Raw genomic sequence first — 23,759 nt, forward strand, 5'->3', positions numbered from 1 at the left:
GGCAGGCGTCGTCACGCCGGCCGCGCGCTCGGTACGGTGGCCGGTGTGGCACTCACCTCGGCGCAGCAGGACGGGCCGGAGCACGCCCGGTCCGGGCAGGAACACCGCACCACGACGACCGAACAGGGCCGCTTCTGCGTGGCCCGCTGCACCTGCGGCTGGCGCGGCCCCGCCCGCCGCGCCCGCAGCCAGGCCCGCACGGACGCGGAAACCCACACGGCGGCCGGCTGACCGCCCGGGGTGACCTCGGCCGCCCGGTCTTCCCCGGCCTCCGGGTCCGGGCGGGAGGCCGCGGTTTGGACCATGTCGGCCTTGTGCCCTTCCCCGACCGGCCGGGCCGGGGGGCAGCGGTTCGGCCTCGCGTGCCGGCCGTCCTGTCGTCTTCGGCGGCCGAGGCCGGGCGGGGTCCCTCGGTCGCCTTCGTCCTTCCCGGACGGGCGGGAGGCCGCGGGCTCGGTGCCGGCGTTCTCGCCGGTGCCCGTGGTCCCGCCGGGAGGGCCTGGTCTCAGTCCGCTTGGTCCCGGTCCCGTCGTTCCCCATGGTCCGCCGGGGCGAGCGCGTCCAGCAGCTCCCGGTCCCGGGGCTGGGTCAGGCGGGTGCGGGCCGCGGCCGGGGCGAGCCACAGGACGCGGTCGACCTCGTCGTTCGGTGTGAAGTGGCCGGAAACCGCCTCGGCGGCCCAGTACCGCACCCGTTTGAAGCGGCCGTCGGCCGAATAGCAGACGGCCGGCAGCTCCGCGCCGGGATCGGCGGTGTACCCGGTCTCCTCCGCGACCTCGCGCAGCGCCCCGGCGAGCGGGTCCTCGCCCCGCTTCAGCTTGCCCTTGGGGTGCGACCAGTCGTCGTACTTGGGCCGGTGCACCAGGCAGACCTCCAGGGCGCCGGTGAGCGGCGAACGGCGCCACAGGACGCAGCCGGCCGCCTGGACCACGCTGTCGGGCACGCCGTACTCCTTCCGGTTCAGGGCGCGACTCCTTCCGGCTCAGGGCGCGGTGACGGTCTGCTTCTGCCAGGCCTGCTGGAACGCGAACCGGGCCGCCTCCACCTCGTGCCGCTGGTCGGCGTGGAGCACCCCGAGGGCGTAGGCGGTGGCCGGGGTGATCCGGGGCGTACGGGCCGCCTGGGCCGCCGCCGCTGCCGCCTCCGAGGCGTCCCGGTGCCGGTTCAGCGCCTGCCCGGCCGTCAGCAGCCGTACGTCCAGCGGGGCGTCACCGCCGTGCAGCACCTCGCGGGCGTACCGGTACAGCCGCAGCAGCAGCCGGACCTGGTGCCAGGGGCCGTCCTGGGGATGCGGGGACGGCTCCGGGGACAGGCCGTGGACCAGCGCCTCCGCGTTGTAGGGGTGGCCGGCGGTGACCAGGGGCAGCGCGGCCACGGCGTCCGTGAGGCGCTCCTCCGCGGCGGCGGCCAGCGGGCCCAGCTCGGTGCCGGGCGCGGCCGGGGTGAGGGGGACCTCGCTGGCCAGCACGGCGACCTTGTCGGCCACCGCGTGGAAGCGGGAGGAGCCGAGGGCCTGGAGCGCCGTGGAGTGGGCCCTGGTCCGGGCCAGGGTCAGCTGGCGTTCCAGCAGGGCACCGGCCTTGGCCGCGCCGACGGTGAGGGTGCCGCGTTCCGTCGGCGCCGTGGCGTACGCCGGCCCGCCGGGGTTCGCCGTCTTCCCGGGCAGGACACGGCCGCCGACCGCCATCGCGTCGACCGTCTGCACCGGCAGCGCGGTCACCCCGGACAACCGGTGCAGCGCCAGCAGCAGCCGCTCCAGGCGGGCCTGGTAGGCGTGCTCCAGGCCCAGCGTGCCGGAAAGCCAGGCCAGTTCGGGGCGGATCTCCTCGGACCAGTCGGGGTCGAGGAGCGGGCGGAAGGTGTGCAGGCTGCCGCTGATGCGGCGGGCCGAGCGGCGCAGGGCGCGCGCCGCGTCGACGGACTCCCGCGTGCCGTCGCCCGCGCCGCCCGTACCCGCGCGCGGGGGAGTGCTCCCGCCGTTGCCGCCGGTCTCCCGGTGCAGGCGCAGGGCGCGGAGGAACTCCGTGGCCTGGGCGCGCAGGTAGTCCGCGAGGGCGTCCCCCGCCACCGCCTCGGCCGTGGGGTCCGTCTGGTCAAGGTGTTGCTGTGCCACGCCGGCGCCTCCGGGCGTCTATGAGCATCTCCTGGACGTTGCGCAGGGGCCCGCCGTCCCCGTCGGTCGCGTGCCGCGTCCACTCGCCGTCCGGGCCGAGGTGCCAGGAGGCGGTGGTGTCGGACATGCCGGTGTCCAGCAGCCGGTTGAGGGCTGCGCGGTGGCCGGGGTCGACGACCCGGACCAGGGCCTCTATCCGGCGGTCGAGATTGCGGTGCATCATGTCGGCGCTGCCGATCCACACCTCGGGTTCGCCGCCGTTGCCGAAGGCGAACACCCGGGAGTGTTCCAGGAAGCGGCCGAGGATGGAGCGGACCCGGATGTTCTCCGACAGGCCGGTCACACCGGGGCGTATCGCGCAGATGCCGCGTACCCATACGTCCACCGGCACGCCCGCCTGGGACGCGCGGTAGAGGGCGTCGATGACCGCCTCGTCCACGATCGAGTTGACCTTGATCCGGATGAAGGCCGGCCGGCCCGCGCGGTGGTGCTGGATCTCCTTGTGGATGCGGGAGACCAGGCCGTCGCGCAGCGACTTGGGTGCCACCAGCAGCCGGCGGTAGGTCTCCCGGCGGGAGTAGCCGGACAGCCGGTTGAACAGGTCGGAGAGGTCCGCGCCGACCTGGGGGTCCGCGGTGAGCAGGCCGAGGTCCTCGTAGAGGCGGGCCGTCTTCGGGTGGTAGTTGCCGGTGCCGACGTGGCTGTAGCGGCGCAGGACCTCGCCCTCCTGGCGGACCACCAGGGACAGCTTGCAGTGGGTCTTCAGCCCGACCAGGCCGTAGACGACGTGGCAGCCGGCCTCCTCCAGCTTGCGCGCCCACTTGATGTTGGCGTGCTCGTCGAAGCGGGCCTTGATCTCGACCAGGACGAGGACCTGCTTGCCGGACTCGGCGGCGTCGATGAGCGCGTCGACTATGGGCGAGTCGCCGGAGGTCCGGTACAGGGTCTGCTTGATCGCGAGGACGTCCGGGTCGGCGGCGGCCTGCTCCAGGAAGGCCTGCACGGAGGTGGAGAAGCTGTCGTAGGGGTGGTGCAGGAGCACGTCCCGGGCGCGCAGGGCGGCGAAGATGTCGGGCGGGGACGCCGACTCCACCTCGGCGAGGTCGCGGTGGGTGCCGGCGATGAACTTCCGGTACTTCAGCTCCGGCCGGTCCAGCGAGTGGATCCGGAACAGGCCGGTGAGGTCCAGCGGGCCGGGCAGCGGGTACACCTCGGCCTCGGAGATCTTCAGCTCGCGCACCAGCAGGTCCAGCACCTCGCGGTCGATGGACTCCTCGACCTCCAGGCGCACCGGCGGGCCGAAGCGGCGCCGCATGAGTTCCTTCTCCAGGGCCTGGAGCAGGTTCTCGGTGTCGTCCTCCTCGACCTCCAGGTCCTCGTTGCGGGTGATCCGGAAGGCGTGGTGCTCCAGGATCTCCATGCCCGGGAACAGCTCTTCGAGGTGGTTGGGGGCGGCGATGACGTCCTCGATGGGGACGTAGCGGCCCGGGGATGCCTCCAGGAAGCGGGACAGCAGCGGCGGTACCTTCACCCGGGCGAAGTGCTTGTGGCCGCTGACCGGGTTGCGCACGACGACGGCCAGGTTCAGCGAGAGCCCGGAGATGTACGGGAAGGGGTGCGCGGGGTCGACGGCCAGCGGGGTGAGGACGGGGAAGATCTGGTTCCGGAACAGCGTGAAGAGGCGGGCCTGCTCCTTCTCCGTCAGCTCCTGCCAGCGGACCAGGTGGATGCCCTCCTCGGCGAGCGCGGGGGCGACGTCCTCGTGGTAGCAGGCGGCGTGCCGGGCCATCAGCTCCCGGGAGCGGGCCCAGATCATCTCCAGCACCTCGCGCGGCTGGAGCCCGGAGGCGGACTTGGTCGCGACCCCGGTGGCGATGCGGCGCTTCAGGCCGGCCACCCGGACCATGAAGAACTCGTCCAGGTTGCTGGCGAAGATGGCGAGGAAGTTCGCGCGCTCCAGCAGCGGGGTGTCCGGGTCCTCGGCCAGCTCCAGGACCCGCTCGTTGAAGGCCAGCCAGCTGCGCTCGCGGTCGAGGAAACGTCCCTGGGGCAGGGGGGCGCCGACGGCCTGGGTCTCCTCGTACGCGTCGAGGTCCGCGTCGAGGTCGGGCGCCAGACCGGAGACGGCGGTGGACACGGCGCGCTGCCGGTGCGCGGCGAGGGAGCCCACGGGGGGCTGCGGCGTGTGCGGGGCCTCGGCCTGGGTCTCGTGCTGCCTCATGAACCCATTCTTCCCCGCCGCGGGTGACACGGGCGCGTCGGAACGCGCGGGCGGGAGCCGCACGGTTCCGCTGCCCGCGGCGGGCCCCTCGGGGGGCGGCGAAGGCTCTGGCACGACGGGTGTCATTGGCCGAGCGTCGCAAGCCAGGCTGAATCAATGGTTACGGCGACATGACGTGTGGGATAGCGGGGAGCGGCCCGAAGGGGGGCGGGCCGAGGCCGGACGGCCGGCCGTGGGAGCGGTGGGGCGGGTGCGGGGCAGCCCCGATCCGCTTCTCGGCCCCGTCCCCGTCCCGTCGCTCCCCGTGCACGGTCCCGGCTCCTCGCTCCTCGGCCCGGCCCCGGTGTGCGGCGATTCCCGGCGCCCTCCCCGGCCCGGTGCTCGCCCGGGTCCGCCCGTCTCTTCGCGGCCCCGGTCGCGCGCACGGTGTGGACGGATCCGGCCGGCGGGAGCGGGCTCCGGCGGCCCCGCCGAAGCGCACGGGCCGTACACGTACCCGTCCCGGAGCTCCGAGCCGGCCGCGGCCCGTCGCTCCTCGGCCCGGGCGTGACCCGTTGCTTCTCGGGCCCGGGCTCCGGCCCCGGCGGCCGCCGCCCGTCCGGGCAGGGGCGGCCGGTGCTCTCCGTACCGGGGCCCGTCTGCTCTCCTGGGTGGTCCACGCGGGGCGGGAGGGAAGGTCCGGAAGCCGATCGTGACCGGTGTGAACCGTTCGGCGGGTCCCGTCCGATGAGGAGATGTGAGCGAGACGAGAAGCGACGCGGAGCTGCTGCGGGCCATCGCGGCGGACCGCGACCGGCACGCCTTCGAGGAGCTGTTCCGGCGGTACGCGCCGTGGCTGACCGCGCGGCTGCGCGGACGCTGCGCCGACGCCGGGGTCGTGGACGACATCGTCCAGGAGACCTTCCTCGCGATCTGGCGGGGCAAGGCCCGCTACCGCCAGGAGGGCGAGGTGGCCGGCTGGCTGTGGCGCATCGGCTCCCGCCGCCTGGTGGACGCCCAGCGCGGCGACGGCGCGCGCGGCCGGCTGCGGCAGGCGCTGGCCCGGCTGCGCCACCGGGACGAGGTGTCCGCCGAGGACCGGGTGCTGGCGGGCGTGGAGCACGGCGACCTGGCGGGCGCGCTGGTCCGGCTCTCCCCGGAGCTGCGGGCGGTGCTCCAGGCGACGGTCATCGACGGGCTGACCACCCAGGAGGCGGCCGACCTGCTCGGGATTCGGACGACCCGCACCCGGGCCGGCCGGCGGCCACGGCGCTGCTGGCCGCCGCCCTGCTCGCCCCGCTGCTGCTGCCGGACGACTGGCCCCTGTTCGTGCCCGCCGGGGATCCCCGCTGGGCCACGGCCCACGACCACTGGGCCTGGCTGCTGGCGGCGGCGGGCGCGGTGTGGCTGGGGACCCTCCACGAGCCGCTGCGACGCCCCTTCCGGCGCCGGTCGCCAAGGCCCCGGCGCTCGGACTGACGCGGTGCTCACGTCTCCGTGCGGTACATCAGGTCGGTCTCGTGGACGGTGAAGCCCAGCCGCTCGTACACCGTCACCGCCGCCTTGTTGTCGGCGTCGACGTAGAGCATCGCGGTCGGCAGCTGCTGGGCGGCCAGGTGGCGCAGCCCGACCGTGGTGAGGGCCTTGCCGAGGCCGCCGCCCTGCTCGCCGGGGCGCACCCCGAGGACGTAGACCTCGCCGAGGCCCTCCTCGGCGTGCGTCTTGGTCCAGTGGAAGCCGATCAGCTCCCCGCGCCGCTCGGCGAGGAAGAACCCGGCCGGGTCGAACCACGGCTCGGCCTTGCGGTCGTCCAGGTCCCGCTGGGTCAGCGAGCCCTGCTCCGGGTGGTGGGCGAAGGCGGCGGCGTTCACCGCGAGCCAGGCCGCGTCGTCCTTGCCGGGCACGAAGGTCCGCACGCTCACGCCCTCCGGCAGCACCGGCTCGGGCAGCTCCAGGTCGGTCAACGGCCGTCGCATCTGGCGCAGTTCCCGGAACAGCGTCAGGCCCAGCACCTGGGCGAGGTGCCGGGCGGCGGGGTGTCCGCCGTGCGCCCACACCCGCAGCCGCTTGCCGGAGGCGGCGAGCAGGGCCGAGCCGAGGGCCCGCCCGTGCCCGTGTCCGCGCTGCGCGGGGTGGACGACGAGTTCGGCGGCCGGCGGCTCCACCGGGTCGGTGTCCTCCAGCTGGGCGTAGCCGGCGAGTTCGCCGCCGACCGTCAGCAGCAGATGCGAGACGCCCTCGCGGGAGCCGCCGCGCAGGTGCAGCCGGCCCTGCTCGGACACCGGTTGCTGCCCGTCGGCGCGGGCGGCCTCGCCGAGCAGGCGCAGCACGGCCTCGCCCTGGTCCGGGGTGAGCGCGGAGTGGGTCTCGATGGAGCGGGCGGAAAAGCCCCGTACGGTGTCGTCGCTGCTCATGCGTACGAGAGTACGGGGCGCCCGGGGCGAAGTCCCGGCATACCGGCGGCGAAGGCAGCGGGGGCGGGCGGTGTCGAAGGGAAACCAGGTTGTGACCTGAACCCCCTGTCTCTCTACGCGCGTTGACTTTAGGCTGCGCCGAGCACCACAGCCGACCCACAGGGGGGTTCCATGTCAGCCGTACCCCGGCGCACCAGACGCCGTACCTACGCCTTCCTCGCGTCCGCGGCGGGTCTCGCCACGGCGGCGGCGCTGGCCACCGCGCTCCCGGCGGACGCGCACGAAAGCCACCGCCCCTCCCGTTACCAGGACGTCCAGCTGCTGTCGTTCAACGACCTGCACGGCAACCTGGAGCCGCCGTCCGGCTCCTCCGGCCGGGTCACCGAACTCCAGCCGGACGGCACGACGAAGACGATCGACGCGGGCGGGGTCGAGTACCTCGCGACCCACCTGCGGCAGGCCCGCAAGGGCCACCCGTACTCGGTGACGGCGGCCGGCGGCGACCTGGTCGGCGCGTCCCCGCTGCTGTCGGGCCTGTTCCACGACGAGCCCACCGTCGAGGCGCTGAACAAGCTGGATCTGGACGTCACGTCGGTCGGCAACCACGAGTTCGACGAGGGCGCGCGGGAACTGGCCCGTCTCCAGAACGGCGGCTGCCACCCCAAGGACGGCTGCTACACGGACCAGGAGTTCGAGGGCGCGGACTTCCCTTACCTGGCGGCGAACGTTCAGGACGACAAGACCGGCAAGCCGGTCCTGAGCCCCTACTGGGTCTGGGAGAAGAACGGCGTCAAGATCGGCTTCATCGGCGTCACCCTGGAGGGCACTCCGGGCGTGGTCTCCGCCGAGGGCGTCAAGGGCCTCACCTTCAAGGACGAGACCGAGACGATCAACAAGTACGCCAAGGTGCTCCAGCGGCAGGGCGTGCAGTCCATCGTGGCCCTGATCCACGAGGGCGGTTACCCGGCCTCCGGCTCCTACAACTACGACTGCGACTCGCCGGGCGCGGGCGACGGCATCTCCGGCCCCATCGTGGACATCGCCAAGAACGTGACCCCGGCGGTGGACGCGCTGGTCACCGGGCACACCCACCAGGCGTACGTCTGCACGGTCCCGGACCCGTCGGGGCGCCCCCGCATGGTCACGTCGGCGTCCTCCTTCGGCCGCCTGTACACCGACACCACGCTCACGTACGACCGCCGGACGGGTGACATCGTGCGGACGGCGGTGAACTCCGCCAACCACGTGGTCACGCGGGACGTCCCCAAGGCGCAGGACATCACGGACCTGATCGGCAAGTGGAACACCCTGGCCGCGCCGATCGGCAACCGTCCCATCGGCTACATCTCCGGCGACATCGGCAACACCGGCACCGAGTCCCCGATGGGCGATCTGGTGGCCGACGCGCAGCTCGCCTACGGGCGTGAGCTCGACCCGAGGACCAGCCTGGCGCTGATGAACCCCGGCGGCGTCCGGGCGGGCCTCACCTACGCGGCCAAGGGCGCGGAGGGCGACGGCGTGGTCACCTACGCCGAGGGCTTCACGGTCCAGCCGTTCTCCAACACGGTCAACCTCGTGGACCTCTCCGGCGCGCAGCTCGTCCAGGCCCTCAAGGAGCAGGTCAGCGGCCCCAACGAGGCGGCCCCGCGGATCCTCCAGCCCTCGGCCGGCCTCACCTACACCCTGGACCTCACGAAGTCCGGCGCGGACCGCGTGGTCACCGACTCCATCCGCCTGAACGGCGCGCCCATCGACCCGGCGGCCACCTACCGCGTCGCCATGAACGCCTTCCTCGCGGGCGGCGGCGACGGCTTCCCGTCCCTGGGCCAGGGCAAGAACCCCCTGGTCGGCACGGATGATCTGGCGGCCCTGGTGAAGTACCTGACGGCGAACTCGACGCCGTCGGCCCCGCTCGCGCCTCCGGCGGCGAACCGGATCACGATCACCAAGTAGGCCCTGCGTTTTCTTCCTCTGGCCTTGTCCACAGCTGTGGACAAGGCCGGAGGGCGACCAGGTCGATCACGTTGATCACCACGTGCCGGTTCGACACGATGTAGGTGATGAAGCCGCCCGTGAACGCTCTGCGCCGGGCCGCACGCTCCACGTACCTGATCGAGTACGCGCTCACCTGGGCCTGCTCGTGTGTCGAGCTCCGCCGCCGCGCTCAGCCAGTCCCGCTCGAAGGTCTTCAGCCAGTCGGGGAGCCGCTGCAGAGTCGCACGCCTCGTGGGCCATGATCGCGCTCTCTTCTCCGGCTGGGACGGTGGGGGTGCCTGGGAGTCCACGGTAGACCGTGGCGGGGGGCCGGGCGTGCACGACGCGTCAGCGCTCGTACGCGGCGGGGATGCGGGCGCCCCTGCTGTGGGCGATGCGGAGGACTTCCTCCAGGGACTCGCCGGCCCGCGTCAGCGCGAAGCGTACGGCGCGTTCACCCGCCGCCCGGTCCGCGAGCACGGCCCTCGCGCCGGCCAGCACCTGCTCGCCCGACCGCAGCTGCGCCGCCTCCACGTCGTCGGCGAGCCGGGACAGCCGGCTGTCGTCGTGGTCCGCACTGAGGTAGCAGGGCTTGCCCTCGGGGCTCGTCCAGGGCAGCAGGCGCAACTCGGCCATGAGAAGTCTCCGTTGTGGGTGGTGACGATTACGGTTCGTGCCACGATCGTCACGGACGGCGAGTACGCTGCGGAAGAGCTGCTGTGTTGTCCGTGAGCAGGGACAACAGGGAGGGGTTACGTGGGCGAGAACGTTGACCCGGGGCCGGTGTCCGGACGGGCCATCCTCGGACAGACCCTCAAGGTGCTGCGCGACAAGGCCGGCAAGTCCCTGGGCCAACTGGCCGAGGACACCGGCTACGACAAGAGCTACCTGAGCCGCCTGGAGTCCGGCGAGCGCCTGTCCAAGGTGACGGTGATGGAGGACCTGGACAGCTACTACGGCACGGGTTCCTTGCTGGTCGGCCACTGGAAGGCTGCGCGCCTGGACGCCTTCAAGGACCAGTACAAGGAGTTCATGAAGCTGGAGGCTACGGCCAGGATCATGTGGAAGTTCTCGCCTGGAGTGCCTGGGCTTCTTCAGACCGAGGACTTCGCCAGGGAGGTGCTGTCCGGGCCCCAGACAATGCTGGAGGGGGACGACTGGATCGAGGAGCAGGTCGCGGCCCGAGTCGGACGGCAGTACCTGTTGTGGCAGAAGCCAGAGCCCAGCGTCCGCATCATCATGGACGAGTACGCGTTCCGGCGTCCCGCGGCCGTGCAGAAGACCTGGAAAGAGCAGCTGATCCGCATAGAGTCCGTCGCGATGCTGCCTAACGTGACGCTTCAGGTGCTGCCCTTCGCCGCCGGGCTGCATCACCACATGCATGCGTCGCTGACGTTGCTGTGGCAGAAGGACGCCAGTGGTGTTGCCTACGTAGAAGGCAGCACGCGGGGCGAGTTGACCGAGGAACCAGACGGTGTTCTGCGACACAGACTGTCCTACGATCGCCTCCGAGACATGGCGTTGTCCCCGTCGGACTCGCTCGCCTTCATCAGGGACGTACTGGAGGAGCACGGATCATGAACCGCACCCTCGACCTCAGCACCGCCACCTGGCGCAAGTCGAGCTACAGCGACGGCGGAGACAACAACTGCGTTGAGGTGGCGGACGGTTACCCCGGCGTCGTCCCGGTCCGCGACAGCAAGGTCCCCGCAGGCACCGCCCTGATCTTCGGCACCGCGTCTTGGTCCGCGTTCGTAGCCGGTGTGAAGGAGTCCCTGTGACCCCCGACCTGTCCACCGCCTCCTGGCGCAAGTCGAGCTACAGCGAAGGCGGCGCCAACGACTGCGTAGAAGTTGCGGACGGTTACCCCCACCTCGTCCCCGTCCGCGACAGCAAAACCCCCGCCTCCCCGCCCTTGGTCCTCTCGGCCGCTTCCTGGGTCGGGTTCGTGGACGGGATCAAGCGCGGGAGGGGCGGGCACACGTTCGGGTGACGTGGGGCGGAAGTTCTGCGTGTCGGGTCGCGTAGCCCCACATGGTTGGTCTCCCGGTCGAATGGACGACCGGGTACGAACTACCAATGCGGAAGGTGCCCAGGCGGTTATGGTCGTAGACACGACGCGTCGAAGGAGGACATCGATCATGGCCACCCACGCCAGCGACCGCGATCCGATCATCCCTCCCATGCCCGAGCGGACCCCCAGTGCGCTGCGCCAGGCCATTGCCCAGCACACGCCCGATCTTCTCCCCGATTTCGAGGAGCATTGGAAGTGGGCGATCGCTGACGCGTATGACCCGACTCCTGCGGAAGCGTTTATGACTCGCTGGTGGGGGGCGTACGCCATCGCCCGTGACCCCAAGCTGGACGCACACGTACGTGAACTCGAGCACCGAGCAGCGTACGAGTGCACTGACATCAACGAGGCCAAGGCTCTCCTCGAAGAGGCGTCGAAGATTTACTACCGGGTGCGAGAGCTGGAGCCCGGGGAGTGACTGAAGGTTTCATGGGGCCGCCCTGGCAGATGGACTGGCGGCTCAGTGCTCTGGCCGAGCTCGAAGCGCTACCCGCACATGCACGAGACATGGTCTACGCCGTGCGCGCCGAACTGGTCACGGCGAAGGATCCGTATTTCCGGGGTATCGAAGCGGACGCTGATCTCCCCGACGGCATGAAGGTGCTGCCGGACCGGTCCTCCGACCCCAAGGGGCGCCACATGTGCTTCTTCGACGACGGGAACGGCTGGCTCAGGTACGTCTTTGTACGGCGGATGGAAGATCCGCAGATCGTGGTGGAGGAACTCTTCTGGCTGGGCACTGAACCGGCTGAGGCGCCGCCAACGGAGGAGTAGGACCCCGGCCGCCGCTCCGCAGGACCACGCGGCGGCCGGAGTACCCGAAACCTCAGGACGCCGAAGGAGTCCAGTCGCCCAGCCAGTCACCGATCTCCTGGTCGGCGGCCTGCGCGTCGGTCAGCTGGGGGCGGTCCGTGCTCGCTGCTCCCGCGCCCGCGCCGGTGTTCTTGTACTCGGCGAAGCGGTCGTCCTTCCAGGAGAAGCCGCTCATGTCGGTCCAGGGAGTCGTCTTGATCGCCGCGCTCAACGACGTGTTGCGGACCGTGGTCTGCGGGTCCAGGGTCGCGTCGCCGCCGGCGTGCCAGGGGCGGCCCAGGTAGAACGTGCGGTCGGAGACGTCCCCCGAAACCGTCGAGTTGGCTATCAGGATGCCCTTGCGGTTCGCGGCCGTAGAAGGAGCTGTGACGTAGCCCGCCGACGTGCCGTTCCACCGCTTCTTCAGAGTGATCACCGACTTGTCGATCACCGCCGTCGCCCGGCCGAAGATGAAGTCGACGTTGCCGATCACGTAGGAGTTGGTCATGTAGACCCGGCCGAGGCGGTCCTTCGACGCCGTGTCCAGGAGGAGGGTGTCCTGGTCGCCGGTCACGATCACCCCGTCCAGGAACACCTTGTCGGACGCCGTGCGCAGGGCCACCGCCTGCTGGGCGATGTCCTGGTGGGCCGCCTCGTCGAAGTCGTTCGTGATGCTGAGGTTGCGCGCCTGGAAGTCGTCGGCCTCCACCGCCACGGTCGCGCTGCCCCCGGTGCCGTACGTGCCCGAGCCGTCGGGCTTCGGCGTGCCGGACGCGTTGTTGTAGACGATCACCGTGTCCTTGCGGCTGGCGCCCGTGCCCTGGATGGTGACGTGCGGCTTGTTCGACGGGACCTTGACCGTCTCCCGGTACGTGCCGGGCTTCACCGCGATGACCACTCGGGACGCGTTGTTCGCGGGGACCGCGTTCACCGCCGCCTGGACGGTCGTGTACTGGCCCGAGCCGTCCTTGGCCACGGTCAGCGTGGTCGCCGCCGCCTTGGCGACAGTCGTGCTCGTGCCCAGCGAACCGCGCGGGCCCGCGCCCGACTTCACCACCGACGGGACGTCCGCCGCCTTGTCCGGGGTGTACGCGTAGTAGCTCCTCGGGTCCCACGAGCCGCCCGTGCCCCCGCTCTCGTTGCGGCCGCTCGTGCCCGAGAAGACGTTGCCGCGCTGGACGAGGGTCGCGGTCGCGTCTTTGATCACCGGGTTGTTGACGCCCTGGAAGTACGAGTTCTCCAGCAACATGTTGGTGTTGCCGCGCGCGTAGTTGCCGTAGGAGGAGGTGATCGTCGTGCCCGGCTCGTCCACCAGGTAGTTGTTGTACAGGTGGGCGTGGGCCACGTTGTCCGTGGACGGGTTGCGCTGCTCGGTCTCGCGGATCCAGTTGTGGTGGATCGTGATGTCCGCCGTGGTGTTCTCGGTCCAGCCGATGCCGAACGCCTTGTTCTCCTGGCCGAGCCGGTTCCAGGACACGGTCAGGTACGTGGTGTCCTTGCGGCTGTCGATCAGCCCGTCCGCCATGTGCCGGATGTCGTTGTGGTCGATCCAGACGTGGTGGGCGCCGTCCATCTGGATGCCGTCGTAGTCGTGCTCCTTGTCGTTCCAGACGCCCTGGTACGCGTCCCGGATCGTCAGGTTCCGGATGATCACGTTGTGGACGCCCTCGCCGAGGAAGAACCCGCCGCCGACGATCTGGCCCGAGGTCCCGGAGCCGATGATGGTCTTGTCCGACCGGACCTTGATCTCCTTGCCGACCGGGTCCATCGTGATCGCGGCGGCCACGACGATGATGTACGGCTTGTCGGCGGTGGCGTACTTCTCCAGGTCGGCCAGCGTCTTCACGGTGACGATCTCGCCGCCGCGCCCGCCGTACGTGCCGTTCTGCCCGAGCGCGTTCACCGAGGCGAACCCGTCGGCGGCCTGCGTGGCCCACGCCGGTACGGCGGTCGCGGCCGAGGCGCCCGACGAACCGCCGGGGCCGAGCAGGCCGTAGCCGAGTCCGCCCGCCGCCGCGAGCGCGAGCGGCAGCCCGGCCGCGAACGCGGCACGGCTCCTGCGGTGACGGGGAGTGCGAGTGCTCATGAGCGACTCCAGATGTGGTCCGTGTGGGGGTGCCACACCGGAGTCGCCGCGGGACGCGGAAAGGTTGCCGGGCGGTCAGCCGGCCGTGTGGAGGCCGAAGCCCGTGCGGCCCGGGAGCTCCAGGCCCTCGCGCAGCCGCATCGACGGCATCTCGTAGTCGCCGTAATTCTGGCGGCGGTACGGGACCGGGTCGGTGTCCTCCAGGGTCAGCAGCCGCTTCTTCCACTGCTCGGCCGCGTCCGCGAACACCTCGGGAGCCATCCGTACCGTCCGGTACAGAACGAACGGCGGCAGCACCTCCATGCCGGGGTGGAAGAGGATGCCGTGCTGGATCGGGAACAGCACGTCCTCGATGGGACCGTTGATACCGCGGTCGGAGTACTGGGACTCGGGGCCGCCGACCGTCACCGACAGCATGGCGCGCCTGCCCTTGAGGGTGCCGTCGCCGAAGCGGTCGCCGTACCGGACCTCGTTGTGCTCGCCGACGCCGTACCCGAAGCCGTAGGTGAACACCCGGTCCACCCAGCCCTTGAGGATCGCCGGCATCGAGTACCACCACAGCGGGAACTGGAAGATCACGGTGTCCGCCCACAGCAGCTTCTCCTGCTCGGCCCGGATGTCGGCGGACAGCGCGCCGGACTCGTAGGCGCGGCCGGAGTCGTGGACCACGTCCAGCGGGCTGGAGGCGGCACCGGCGAAGTCGTCCGCGTCGATCTCGGACTTCCAGCCCATCGCGTACAGGTCGCTGACCCGCACCTCGTGCCCCGCGCCGGTCAGCGTCTCCACCGCGATGTCGGTGAGCGCGCCGTTCAGCGACCGCCGCTCGGGGTGGGCGTGCACGATGAAGACCTTCATGACTGCTCCTGCTCCTCGGGTCGGGATGCCCTCGATCCTGGCGGGATCCGGCGGCGCGATTCAGGGGCGCCTCCTCCGTCGGACCGGACTTCCTGGTACTGGCGGGGCCACCCAGCCGGGCCGTTCCGCGCGGATACTGGAGCGATGGACGATCTGGCCGACTTCCTCCGCACACGGCGAGCCCGGGTCCGCCCCGAGAGCGTCGGCATCCGGCCCGACTCCCGCCGCCGCGTGACCGGGCTGCGGCGCGAGGAGGTCGCGCACCTGTCGGGGGTGAGCGTCGACTACTACGTCCGGCTGGAGCAGGGCCGGGCGCGGCAGCCGTCGGTGCAGGTCCTCGACGCGCTCGCCCGGGTCCTCGGCCTGGACGACGTGGAGCGCGAGCATCTGCACCGGCTCGCCCGCCGGGTGGTGGGCGAGCCCCGGCGGGCCACCTCGGCACGGCCGCGCCCCGAGCTGCTGCGGGTCCTGGAACTGATCACCGACGCCCCCGCGTTCCTCATCGACCACCGGCTGACCGTGCTGGCCGCGAACCGCCTCGGCGACATGATCTACAGCCGGCCGGCCGAGGGCCTGAACATCGCCCGGCACCTCTTCCTGACCGAGGAGGGACGGGCGCTGTTCGCCGACTGGGAGAACTGCACCCTCGACGTCGTCGGCCATCTGCGGCTGGCCGCCGGCCGCTGCCCCGGCGACCGGGAACTGGCCGCCCTCATCGGCGAACTCGCCATGCACAGCGAACGCTTCCGGCAGCTGTGGGCGCGCGCCGACGTCCGCACCCGCACCCACGGCCGCAAGGCGTACCACCACCCGGCGGTCGGCCACCTGGAACTGCACCAGGAGAACTTCGCCCTCCCGGACGTCACCGGCACGGAACTGATCGTCCAGTCCGCCGCCCCCGGCACCGCCGCCCACGACAACCTGCGGCTCCTCGCCAGCCTCGGCGCGACCGCCCAGGAAGCCCCGGGTGCCCCGGTCGCCGACCGGACGGAGCAGGCGGCGGACGGGGCCTGACTCAGCAGGCCGCCGTCTGAGGGTCCTCCGGCGGCGGGGTCGGCGCGCCCGGCAGGCGGACCGTGGCCACCGTGCCGGTGCCCTCGGCGCGGGCCAGGGTGACCTCGCCGCCCGCCTGCTGGACCGTACGGGCCACGATGGACAGGCCGAGACCCGAGCCGGGCAGGGCGCGGGCGCTGGGGGAGCGCCAGAACCGGTCGAAGACGTGCGGGAGTTCCTGCTCGGGGATGCCCGGACCGTGGTCGCGGACGGTCAGCACGCCCTCGTGCAGCGCCACCTCGACCGTGCCGCCCTCGGGGCTGAACTTCACCGCGTTGTCCAGGATGTTGACCACGGCCCGCTCCAGCGCGGACGGCTCCGCCCGTACGTACCAGGGGTCCAGGTCGGCGGTGATCGTCAGCTCCGGGCCGCGCAGCCGGGCCCGGCGCAGCGCCGCCTCCACGGTGTCCCGGAAGGAGACCACCTGCACCCGCTCGCCGCGCTGCCCCTCCGAGCGGGACAGCTCCTGGAGGTCCCCGATCAGCGCGGCCAGCTCCGTCATCTGCGCCTTCACCGAGGCGAGCAGCGCCTTGCGGTCCTCGGGCGGCAGCGGCCGGCCCGTCTCCTCGCTGCGGGTCAGCAGCTCGATGTTGGTCCGCAACGACGTCAGGGGCGTACGGAGTTCATGGCCGGCGTCGGCGATCAGCTGCTGCTGGAGGTCCCGGGAACTGGCCAGCGAGGCGGTCATCGAGTTGAACGACCGGGACAGCCGGGCCACCTCGTCCTCGCTGTCCTCCTCCACCGGGATGCGCACGCTCAGGTCCTCGGTACGGGCCACGTGCTCCACGGCCTCCGTCAGCCGGTCCACCGGCCGCAGCCCGACCCGCGCCACCGCGAGCCCCGCCGCGCCGGCGCCGAGCACCCCGATGGCCGACACCAGCAGCAGGATCAGCGCGAGGTCGTTGAGGTTCTGCTGGGTGCTCTTGAGCGGCATGGCGATGAGCACGCCCACGTTGGGCCCGCGCTCGCCGGTCGAGGACGCGGTGGCCAGCAGCGGCCGGGTGAGCACCCGTACGTCGTTGCCCTCGCTGTCGGTGCCGTTGCGGAAGTAGAGCGTGCCGACGTCCAGGTTCCGGATCTCCGACTTGTCGGCCTCCGTGACATCGATCTTCACCGAGGCGCCCCCGAACAGGCAGACCTTGCCGTCCTCGGTGACCACCTGGGAGTACCTGTCCCGGAACGGGTTGTCGGACGGCGGGGTGTCCGTGCAGCGGGCGAGGGCCAGCAGCACCTGGTCGGGCTGCGTGGTGTTCTTCAGCGACTTGCGCAGATCGTCGTCCACCTGGTCGTACAGCTTGCGTTCCACGATGAACCAGCAGGTCATCGACACCGCGGCCACCGCGAACGCCACCGCCGCCGCGACCAGCATCGCCAGCCGGGCCCGGATCGGCAGCGCCCGGTACCGGCGCAGCACACGTTTCACTCGGCGCCGCCCTGCCTCAGGACGTAGCCCACGCCCCGCACCGTGTGCACCAGGCGCGGCTCGCCGCCCGCCTCGGTCTTGCGGCGCAGGTACATCACGTACACGTCCAGCGAGTTGGAGGACGGCTCGAAGTCGAAGCCCCACACCGCCTTCAGGATCTGCTCCCGGGTGAGCACCTGGCGCGGATGGGCCATGAACATCTCCAGCAGGGTGAACTCGGTGCGGGTCAGCTCCACCGGCCGCTCGCCCCGGGTCACCTCCCGGGTGGCCAGGTTCATCCGCAGGTCGGCGAAGGTGAGCGCCTCGTCCTGCCGGGCCTCGGCGGACACGCCCGCCGCGTACGAGCTGCGGCGCAGCAGCGCCCGGATCCGGGCGAACAGCTCGTCCAGCTCGAACGGTTTGACCAGGTAGTCGTCGGCGCCCGCGTCCAGGCCGGTCACCCGGTCGCCGACCGTGTCGCGGGCGGTGAGCATCAGGATCGGGGTGGTGTCCCCCGCGCCCCGGATGCGGCGGGCCGCGGTCAGGCCGTCCATGCGGGGCATCTGGATGTCCAGCACGACCAGGTCCGGCCGGTAGGCGCCCGCCTTCTCCAGGGCGTCCGCCCCGTCGACGGCGACCTCGGTGTCGTACCCCTCGAAGGCCAGGCTGCGCTGCAGGGCCTCGCGCACGGCCGGCTCGTCGTCGACGATCAGGATGCGCTGGGGGTCACGGTCGCCTTCGGCGGGGCTCATCGCTCGCGGTTCCTCGGGGTGCGGTGGGACGGTTGCGGACGTCTCTCAGCGTGCCACGTCACGCGGGCCGGTGAGGGACGCGCGGGCCGGTCAGGCCCGGACCGTGCTCAGCCGGTGCAGCGGGACCTTGCGGCGGTGCCGGCGGGCGGCGGAGGTGCGCAGGCCCATCAGCTGCGGCACCGGGGTCACGGCCCGGGTCGCCACCTCGGGGGCGCGGGGTGCCGGAACGGGGACATGCAGCTCGGACACGATGGACAGGGCCAGGGTGAGGCCGGCGGGGCCGCGTTCGGCCATGCGGTGCGGAACGTGCTTGATCATGACCTGCTCCTTGCTGACTCGTGCGCCGGCTGGGCGCGTGAGTGGTCTAGCTGGTGCCGCCCGACCGCAGTGCGGCCAGGTCGGACTTGACGGTGTTGACCGGGATGGCGAAGCCGAGGCCGATGCTGCCCGCCTCCGCCGACGAGGACGCCTGCGAACCGGACGAGTACATCGCGGAGTTGATGCCGATGACCCGGCCGCTCGCGTCGAACAGCGCGCCGCCGGAGTTGCCGGGGTTCAGGGAGGCGTCGGTCTGGATCGCCTTGTAGGTGGTGGTGGACGAGCCGGTGTCGCCGTTGAACTCGCGGCCGCCGAACCGGAACGGCCACTGGTCGTCGCCGCCCTGGTCCTGGCCCTGGTTCTCGTCGGTGGAGACGGTGACGTCGCGGTTCAGGGCGGAGACGATGCCGCTGGTCACCGTGCCGGTCAGGCCCTCGGGGGAGCCGATGGCCACGACCGGGTCGCCGACCCGCACGGCGTCGGAGTCGCCGAGCGCCGCCGCCTTCAGCCCCTTGGCGCCCCGCAGCTTGATCAGCGCGAGGTCCTTGGAGGCATCGGTGCCGAGCACCTCGGCGGTGTAGCTCTTGCCGTCGCTGGTGCGCACCTTCACCGAGGAGGCGCCGGAGACGACGTGGTTGTTGGTGACGATCTCGCCGTCCGAGCTGATGATCACGCCGGCGCCGGTGGAGGAGCCGCCCGCGAGGGTCGCGTTGATCTCGACCACGCTCGGGCTGACCGCGGCGGCGATCGCGGCGACGTCACCGCGCTTGGCGGTCGGTACCGCGGGGGCGCCGACGGCGGTGGTGGCGTCCTTGCCGGTCAGCTCCTGCACGGTGTAGGCCGTGCCGCCGCCGACCGCCGCCGCCACGATCGCGACGGCCGCGAGCAGGGCCACCGGTCCGCGCCTGCGCTTCTTCCCCGGCTCCGGCTGCGGCCCCGGCCGGTACGGCGGCGGGGGCGGCCACTCGGCGTGCGCGGGGGAGGCGGGGGAGGAAGGGTACGGCTGCTCGTAAGTGCCCTGGCTCTCGGTCATGTCACAAGAGTCCCCCGTGACCATGAGAGCTTCCTGAGTGCACGCTGAGAAGCCCGGCAGAACCGTGTTTGCCCGATATAAAGACGGGCACCGCAGGGGGCCGAAGAGGGGATCGCTGCGGGTCAGACACACCCGCAGCTCGTACGGACCACCAGTCGTGACGGGAACGTCTTCAGCCGCTCCCGGCGCGATCCCGCCACCCGCAGCCCGTCGTCCAGCACCAGGTCGACCGCCGCCCGGGCCATCGCCGACCGGTCGGAGGCCACCGTCGTCAGCGGCGGGTCGGCGAGCGCGGCCTCCTTGATGTCGTCGAACCCGGCCACCCCCAGCTCCCGGGGCACGTCGATGCGCAGCTCGCGCGCGGCCCGCAGCAGGCCGATCGCCTGGTCGTCGGTGGAGCAGAAGATCGCCGGGGGGCGCCGGGGCCCGGAGAGGATGTCCAGGGCGACGCGATAGGCGTCGTAGCGGTTGTACGGCGCCTCGAACAGCCGGCCCTCGATCGGCAGCCCGGCCTCCGACATGGCCCGCTTCCAGCCCTCGACGTGGTCGGAGACCGGGTCGCCGACGGCCGGGGTCTCGGCCGTACCGCCCATGCAGGCCACGTACTCGTAGCCGTGCTCCAGCAGGTGGCGCACCGCGAGCTGGGCGCCGCCGAGGTCGTCCGTCACCACGGCCACGTCGTCGATGGCCTCCGGCCGCTCGTGCAGCAGCACCACCCGGGCGTCCCAGGCGTCGATCTCGGCGGCGGCGAGGTCGTTCAGCGCGTGGGAGACGAGGATCAGGCCCGAGACGCGCATCCCGAGGAAGGCGCGCAGATAGTGGACCTCGCGCTCGCCGATGTAGTCGGTGTTGCCGACCAGCACCATCTTCCCGCGCTCGGACGCGGCCTGTTCCACCGCGTGCGCCATCTCGCCGAAGAACGGCTGCCGGGCGTCCGGGATGATCAGCCCTATGAGGTCGGTGCGCCGGGACGCCATGGCCTGCGCCACCCGGTCGGGCCGGTACCCCAGTTCCTTGATCGCGGCGAGGACGCGCTCGCGCGTGGCCGGGGCGACCGGCCGGGGTCCGTTGTTGATGACATAACTGACGACGGCGGTGGAGGTCCCAGCCAGCCGTGCCACGTCATCCCGAGTCACCTTGGCCACGCGCGGAGTCTACGCGGATTGACCCCTCCTGGGCAGGGCGTATCACCAGGTGGCCAGGCGTGCGGGGCCGGGCCGCGGGGCCGGTCAGGCCTCGGCGTGCACCTCGGCGCCGGCCGGCACGGCGGTTGCGTCCGCATCCTCCGACTTTGCCCGGGCGGACTTGCCCTTGGCCTCGTCGGCGGCCCGGTCGGTCTTCTCGGGGGTAACGAATCGGTAACCCACGTTGCGTACGGTGCCGATCAGCGACTCGTGCTCCGGGCCGAGCTTGGCCCGCAGCCGCCGTACGTGCACGTCGACGGTCCGGGTGCCGCCGAAGTAGTCGTAGCCCCACACCTCCTGGAGCAGCTGGGCGCGGGTGAAGACCCGGCCGGGGTGCTGCGCGAGGTATTTGAGCAGCTCGAACTCCTTGAAGGTCAGGTCCAGGACCCGGCCCTTGAGCTTGGCGGAGTAGGTGGCCTCGTCCACGGACAGGTCGCCGTTGCGGATCTCCATCGGCGAGTCGTCGTTGACGAGCTGCTGGCGGCCCATGGCGAGGCGCAGCCGGGCCTCGACCTCCGCGGGACCGGCGGTGTCGAGCAGGACGTCGTCGATGCCCCAGTCCGCGGTGACGGCGGCGAGACCGCCCTCGGTGACGACGAGGATCAGCGGACAGCCGGGTCCGGTGGAGCGCAGCAGCTGGCACAGGCTGCGCACCTGGGGCAGGTCGCGGCGGCCGTCGACGAGGATGACGTCGGCACCCGGCGTGTCGACCAGCGCGGGGCCCTCCGCCGGGGCCACCCGCACGTTGTGCAGGAGCAGGCCGAGGGCGGGCAGTACTTCTGTCGACGGCTGGAGGGCGTTGGTCAGGAGCAGCAGAGAACTCATATGTCTGGTTCCTCCTCGGTCCCTGCGAGGACGCTGTGCGGACGGGCACTGCTCTGCGATCCCGAAGGCCCCGTACACCCGCGGTCACCTGAGGTTTCCCGCTTCGTATACAACGCTTCCGAAAGCACAAAAGGACCCGGGGGCTACGCTGCCCGAGTCCTCTGCCCAGCAGAATAGCCCACATGAGCAACCGACCGGCAGGTGATGTGGCGCGTTCCACCGTTCGTCCGAAGAGTGAGACGGGCGGAGGCGGTCCTATACGGACTTTTCTGCGCACTGCCGACGGCATTCCGATCGAATCCGTATACGATCCGGGCGCCGCCGTATACGAAGCTTTTGCCGACCCTTTGGCAGCCTCTTCTTCGCCCTCCCGTGACCTGGTGTTCGTGATCGCGCACGGCTTCACCGGGGACGTGGACCGGCCGCACGTCCGCCGGGTGGCCGGCGTGCTGCGCGACCACGGCGCGGTCGTCACCTTCTCCTTCCGCGGCCACGGACGCTCCGGCGGCCGGTCCACCGTCGGCGACAAGGAGGTGCTCGACCTCGACACCGCCGTGGAGTGGGCCCGCCGCCTCGGGCACGCGCGCGTGGTCACCGTCGGCTTCTCCATGGGCGGCTCGGTGGTCCTGCGGCACGCGGCGCTGCGCCCCGGCACGGTGGACGCCGTGGTCTCGGTGAGCGCGCCCGCCCGCTGGTACTACCGGGGCACGGCCCCGATGCGCCGGCTGCACTGGCTGGTCACCCGCCCCGAGGGCCGCCTGGTCGGCCGCTACGGCCTGCGCACCCGCATCCACCACCGCGACTGGGACCCGGTCCCGCTCTCCCCGGTGCGGGCGGTCCCGCGGATCGCCCCGACACCGCTGCTCATCGTGCACGGCGACCGCGACGGCTACTTCCCGCTCGACCACCCCCGGATGCTCGCCGAGGCGGCCGGCGGCCACGGCGAGCTGTGGATCGAGGCGGGCATGGGCCACGCCGAGCACGCGGCGGACGACGCCCTGGTGGCGCGGATCGCGGACTGGGCGGTGTCCGCGGCGGGCTAGCCTGACTCACACTGTCTTTGACTTTTTCTTGTTTCTTGCCGTCGATTGAGGATTCAGATGCCCAAGGTCACGGTGCGCTACTGGGCCGCCGCCAAGGCCGCGGCCGAGGTCGCCGAGGAGCCGTACGAGGCGGACACGCTGGCCGGCGCGCTGGCCGCCGTCCGTGAGCGCCACCCCGGCGAACTCACCCGCGTGCTCCAGCGTTGCTCCTTCCTCGTCGACGGCGACCCCGTCGGGACCCGCGCGCATGAGACGGTACGGCTGGCCGAGGGCGGCACGGTCGAGGTGCTCCCGCCGTTCGCAGGAGGGTGAGCATGACCGAGCAGCCGTACCAGGGCGGCCCCCACCAGGGCTACGACCCCTATCAGCAGCCGCAGCAGCAGTGGCCCGGACACGAGCAGCAGTACGGCCACGACCCCGAGCTGACCCAGCAGTGGCAGGGCCAGACCTGGGAGACCCAGACGCACGCGGCGGTGCCGGCGGAGGAGACGTCGTACCTGCCGCGGCAGGAGCAGCAGCAGGCGTATCAGCAGCAGGGGTACCAGCAGCCGCAGGGGTACTACGAGAACCCCGGCTATCAGCAGCCGCAGCCCCAGCCGCAGCAGCCCCAGCAGTACGCCGACCCGTACGCGGGAGCGTATGAAGGGGCGCACACCGGGGCGCATACGGGCTCGTACGGCGGCTCGTACGGCGGCTCGTACGGGGCGTACCCGCCGGTGCAGGAACCCGAGCCGGCCCCCGCCCCCGCCCCGGCACCGGCGCCGGCCCCGGCCGCCTCCGTACCCCCCGCTCCCCCCGCGACCGGCTCCGCCGGCCCCTCCGACGAGCCCGCCTACGGCCCCGCCACCCTCGCCGGGAACGCGCGGATCACCGACGCCCAGCGGGCCCGCCTGGAGGGCCGGTCCCCGATCATCGAGCCCGGCATGCAGCCGGCGGCGCTCACCGCGCTGCTGGGCCTGCTGCTGGCCGCGGCGGCGCCCATCGCGTCGTACGCCCTGGTGGTACCCCTGGTCGTGCTCCAGGCGGTGACGGCCGCGGGCTGGTTCCGGCTGAACGGCATGTGGCCCGCCCGGCAGGGCATCGCGCTGGCCTTCGCGGGCGCGCTGACGGCCGACGTGGCGGTCCTGGCGGCCGGCCGCGACCACGCCCTGGTGGCCATCCTCGGCTCGCTCGGCCTGTGGGTCCTGCTCTCCCTCGCGCTCCAGCTGCGCTCGCACGCCTCGCCGGACGAGCGGATGTACGGCCTGATGGCGACGGTGGTCTCGGCGGCCCTCGCGGTGCTGGCCACCGGCTATCTGGCCGCCGGCTCCCACGAGGTGTCGGTGGGTGCGGCGGCCGTCGCGGCGGCGGTCGTGGCCCGTGCCCTGCCGCTGCCGGGTCCGGCCCGGGTCGTGGCCGGACTGCTCGCGGCGGCGGGCGCGGGCGTCGTGGTGGGCGGCATGACCGGCCTCGGCACCAAGGGCGCCGTCCTCGGCGCGGCGGCCGGGGTGTGCGCGCTGATCGGCCACCGGGTGGCGAGCTACGACTACCCGTCCCGCTTCGTGCACTTCACGGCGGGCGTCGCCCTGCCGTTGTCGGCGGCGGCCCCCGTGGTGTGGGTGCTGGGCCGCGCGCTGGGCTAGAACCCGTCTCCCCTGAGAA

24 protein-coding genes and 1 pseudogene are annotated in these 23,759 nt (G+C 72.1%); 12 read left to right on the forward strand and 13 right to left on the reverse strand.

Annotation, left to right across the window (positions count from 1 at the left end):
* Positions 1 to 45: 45 nt before the first annotated feature.
* Complete coding sequence (locus IE251_RS05515) at positions 46 to 231, forward strand: hypothetical protein (protein WP_189751772.1); 186 nt, start codon at positions 46 to 48, stop codon at positions 229 to 231.
* Positions 232 to 505: 274 nt separating this feature from the next.
* Here the strand turns inward: IE251_RS05515 and IE251_RS05520 are convergent, their stop codons facing one another.
* Genes IE251_RS05520 through IE251_RS05530 form a run of 3 tightly spaced genes read right to left on the reverse strand, consistent with a single transcriptional unit; the run spans position 506 to position 4,460 of the window.
* Positions 506 to 943, reverse strand: coding sequence for an NUDIX hydrolase (locus IE251_RS05520; RefSeq protein ID WP_189751773.1), 438 nt, complete (start codon positions 941 to 943; stop codon positions 506 to 508).
* 39 nt (positions 944 to 982) lie between these two features.
* Complete coding sequence (locus IE251_RS05525) at positions 983 to 2,113, reverse strand: CHAD domain-containing protein (RefSeq protein WP_189751774.1); 1,131 nt, start codon at positions 2,111 to 2,113, stop codon at positions 983 to 985.
* Positions 2,094 to 4,460, reverse strand: a complete 2,367-nt coding sequence (locus tag IE251_RS05530) for an RNA degradosome polyphosphate kinase (protein WP_373301972.1) — start codon at positions 4,458 to 4,460, stop codon at positions 2,094 to 2,096. Before IE251_RS05530 ends, IE251_RS05525 begins: the two co-directional genes overlap by 20 nt.
* Positions 4,461 to 5,070: 610 nt before the next feature.
* Here IE251_RS05530 and IE251_RS05535 point away from each other — a divergent pair.
* Positions 5,071 to 5,574: pseudogene (locus IE251_RS05535) on the forward strand (RNA polymerase sigma factor); the annotation flags it as partial.
* A gap of 226 nt (positions 5,575 to 5,800) precedes the next feature.
* Here the strand turns inward: IE251_RS05535 and mshD are convergent.
* Positions 5,801 to 6,727, reverse strand: a complete 927-nt coding sequence (gene mshD, locus IE251_RS05540) for a mycothiol synthase (RefSeq protein ID WP_189751776.1) — start codon at positions 6,725 to 6,727, stop codon at positions 5,801 to 5,803.
* A 171-nt stretch (positions 6,728 to 6,898) separates the two neighbouring features.
* Here mshD and IE251_RS05545 point away from each other — a divergent pair, with 171 nt between their 5' ends.
* Positions 6,899 to 8,680 (forward strand): bifunctional metallophosphatase/5'-nucleotidase, encoded by a 1,782-nt coding sequence (locus IE251_RS05545; RefSeq protein WP_189751777.1) that lies wholly within the window; start codon positions 6,899 to 6,901, stop codon positions 8,678 to 8,680.
* A gap of 369 nt (positions 8,681 to 9,049) precedes the next feature.
* Here the strand turns inward: IE251_RS05545 and IE251_RS05550 are convergent, their stop codons facing one another.
* Positions 9,050 to 9,337, reverse strand: a complete 288-nt coding sequence (locus tag IE251_RS05550; RefSeq protein WP_189751778.1) for a hypothetical protein — start codon at positions 9,335 to 9,337, stop codon at positions 9,050 to 9,052.
* Between the two features lie 120 nt (positions 9,338 to 9,457).
* Here IE251_RS05550 and IE251_RS05555 point away from each other — a divergent pair, with 120 nt between their 5' ends.
* The 5 genes from IE251_RS05555 (at position 9,458) to IE251_RS05575 (ending at position 11,549) form a co-directional block, all read left to right on the forward strand.
* Entirely contained in the window at positions 9,458 to 10,282 is an 825-nt protein-coding gene (locus IE251_RS05555; protein ID WP_189751779.1) for a helix-turn-helix domain-containing protein, read from the forward strand.
* Entirely contained in the window at positions 10,279 to 10,482 is a 204-nt protein-coding gene (locus tag IE251_RS05560) for a DUF397 domain-containing protein (protein WP_189751780.1), read from the forward strand. Before IE251_RS05555 ends, IE251_RS05560 begins: the two co-directional genes overlap by 4 nt.
* A complete protein-coding gene (locus tag IE251_RS05565; RefSeq protein WP_229896624.1) occupies positions 10,479 to 10,694 on the forward strand; it encodes a DUF397 domain-containing protein in 216 nt (71 codons plus the stop codon). The genes IE251_RS05560 and IE251_RS05565 overlap by 4 nt, the downstream gene beginning before the upstream one ends.
* A gap of 148 nt (positions 10,695 to 10,842) precedes the next feature.
* On the forward strand, positions 10,843 to 11,193 hold the full coding sequence (locus IE251_RS05570; protein ID WP_189751782.1) for a hypothetical protein: 351 nt from the start codon (positions 10,843 to 10,845) through the stop codon (positions 11,191 to 11,193).
* The gene (locus tag IE251_RS05575; RefSeq protein ID WP_189751783.1) at positions 11,190 to 11,549 is read left to right on the forward strand and encodes a hypothetical protein; all 360 of its coding nucleotides are present in this window, start codon (positions 11,190 to 11,192) and stop codon (positions 11,547 to 11,549) included. The genes IE251_RS05570 and IE251_RS05575 overlap by 4 nt, the downstream gene beginning before the upstream one ends.
* 52 nt (positions 11,550 to 11,601) lie before the next feature.
* On the opposite strand, the gene IE251_RS05580 is transcribed toward IE251_RS05575, so the two are convergent.
* Entirely contained in the window at positions 11,602 to 13,653 is a 2,052-nt protein-coding gene (locus tag IE251_RS05580) for a pectinesterase family protein (RefSeq protein ID WP_189751784.1), read from the reverse strand.
* A gap of 75 nt (positions 13,654 to 13,728) precedes the next feature.
* On the reverse strand, positions 13,729 to 14,508 hold the full coding sequence (locus tag IE251_RS05585; protein WP_189751785.1) for an NAD(P)H-dependent oxidoreductase: 780 nt from the start codon (positions 14,506 to 14,508) through the stop codon (positions 13,729 to 13,731).
* Between the two features lie 144 nt (positions 14,509 to 14,652).
* Between IE251_RS05585 and IE251_RS05590 the strand changes: the two genes are divergently transcribed.
* On the forward strand, positions 14,653 to 15,522 hold the full coding sequence (locus tag IE251_RS05590; RefSeq protein ID WP_189751786.1) for a helix-turn-helix transcriptional regulator: 870 nt from the start codon (positions 14,653 to 14,655) through the stop codon (positions 15,520 to 15,522).
* 1 nt (position 15,523) lies between these two features.
* On the opposite strand, the gene IE251_RS05595 is transcribed toward IE251_RS05590, so the two are convergent.
* From IE251_RS05595 to IE251_RS05620, 6 genes are all read right to left on the reverse strand, one after another.
* Positions 15,524 to 16,984: a sensor histidine kinase gene (locus tag IE251_RS05595; RefSeq protein WP_189751787.1), complete on the reverse strand. Its 1,461-nt coding sequence runs from the start codon at positions 16,982 to 16,984 to the stop codon at positions 15,524 to 15,526.
* Positions 16,981 to 17,715, reverse strand: coding sequence for a response regulator transcription factor (locus tag IE251_RS05600; protein ID WP_030612487.1), 735 nt, complete (start codon positions 17,713 to 17,715; stop codon positions 16,981 to 16,983). Before IE251_RS05600 ends, IE251_RS05595 begins: the two co-directional genes overlap by 4 nt.
* Before the next feature lie 90 nt (positions 17,716 to 17,805).
* Positions 17,806 to 18,033: a hypothetical protein gene (locus tag IE251_RS05605; protein WP_189751788.1), complete on the reverse strand. Its 228-nt coding sequence runs from the start codon at positions 18,031 to 18,033 to the stop codon at positions 17,806 to 17,808.
* A gap of 46 nt (positions 18,034 to 18,079) precedes the next feature.
* Positions 18,080 to 19,066 (reverse strand): S1C family serine protease, encoded by a 987-nt coding sequence (locus IE251_RS05610; protein ID WP_189751789.1) that lies wholly within the window; start codon positions 19,064 to 19,066, stop codon positions 18,080 to 18,082.
* A gap of 122 nt (positions 19,067 to 19,188) precedes the next feature.
* Complete coding sequence (locus IE251_RS05615) at positions 19,189 to 20,211, reverse strand: LacI family DNA-binding transcriptional regulator (RefSeq protein WP_189751790.1); 1,023 nt, start codon at positions 20,209 to 20,211, stop codon at positions 19,189 to 19,191.
* An 84-nt stretch (positions 20,212 to 20,295) separates the two neighbouring features.
* A complete protein-coding gene (locus IE251_RS05620) occupies positions 20,296 to 21,075 on the reverse strand; it encodes a response regulator transcription factor (RefSeq protein WP_189751791.1) in 780 nt (259 codons plus the stop codon).
* Between the two features lie 182 nt (positions 21,076 to 21,257).
* On the opposite strand from IE251_RS05620, the gene IE251_RS05625 reads away from it, so the two are divergent.
* From IE251_RS05625 to IE251_RS05635, 3 genes are read left to right on the forward strand one after another with little or no spacing between them, the layout of a single operon-like run.
* Positions 21,258 to 22,118, forward strand: coding sequence for an alpha/beta hydrolase (locus IE251_RS05625; protein WP_189751792.1), 861 nt, complete (start codon positions 21,258 to 21,260; stop codon positions 22,116 to 22,118).
* A 57-nt stretch (positions 22,119 to 22,175) separates the two neighbouring features.
* On the forward strand, positions 22,176 to 22,430 hold the full coding sequence (locus IE251_RS05630) for a MoaD/ThiS family protein (RefSeq protein ID WP_030612461.1): 255 nt from the start codon (positions 22,176 to 22,178) through the stop codon (positions 22,428 to 22,430).
* Positions 22,431 to 22,432: 2 nt separating this feature from the next.
* The gene (locus IE251_RS05635; RefSeq protein ID WP_189751793.1) at positions 22,433 to 23,740 is read left to right on the forward strand and encodes a hypothetical protein; all 1,308 of its coding nucleotides are present in this window, start codon (positions 22,433 to 22,435) and stop codon (positions 23,738 to 23,740) included.
* Positions 23,741 to 23,759 lie beyond the last annotated feature (19 nt).

It is taken from the genome of Streptomyces eurythermus (assembly GCF_014649115.1).
Classification (GTDB): domain Bacteria; phylum Actinomycetota; class Actinomycetes; order Streptomycetales; family Streptomycetaceae; genus Streptomyces; species Streptomyces eurythermus.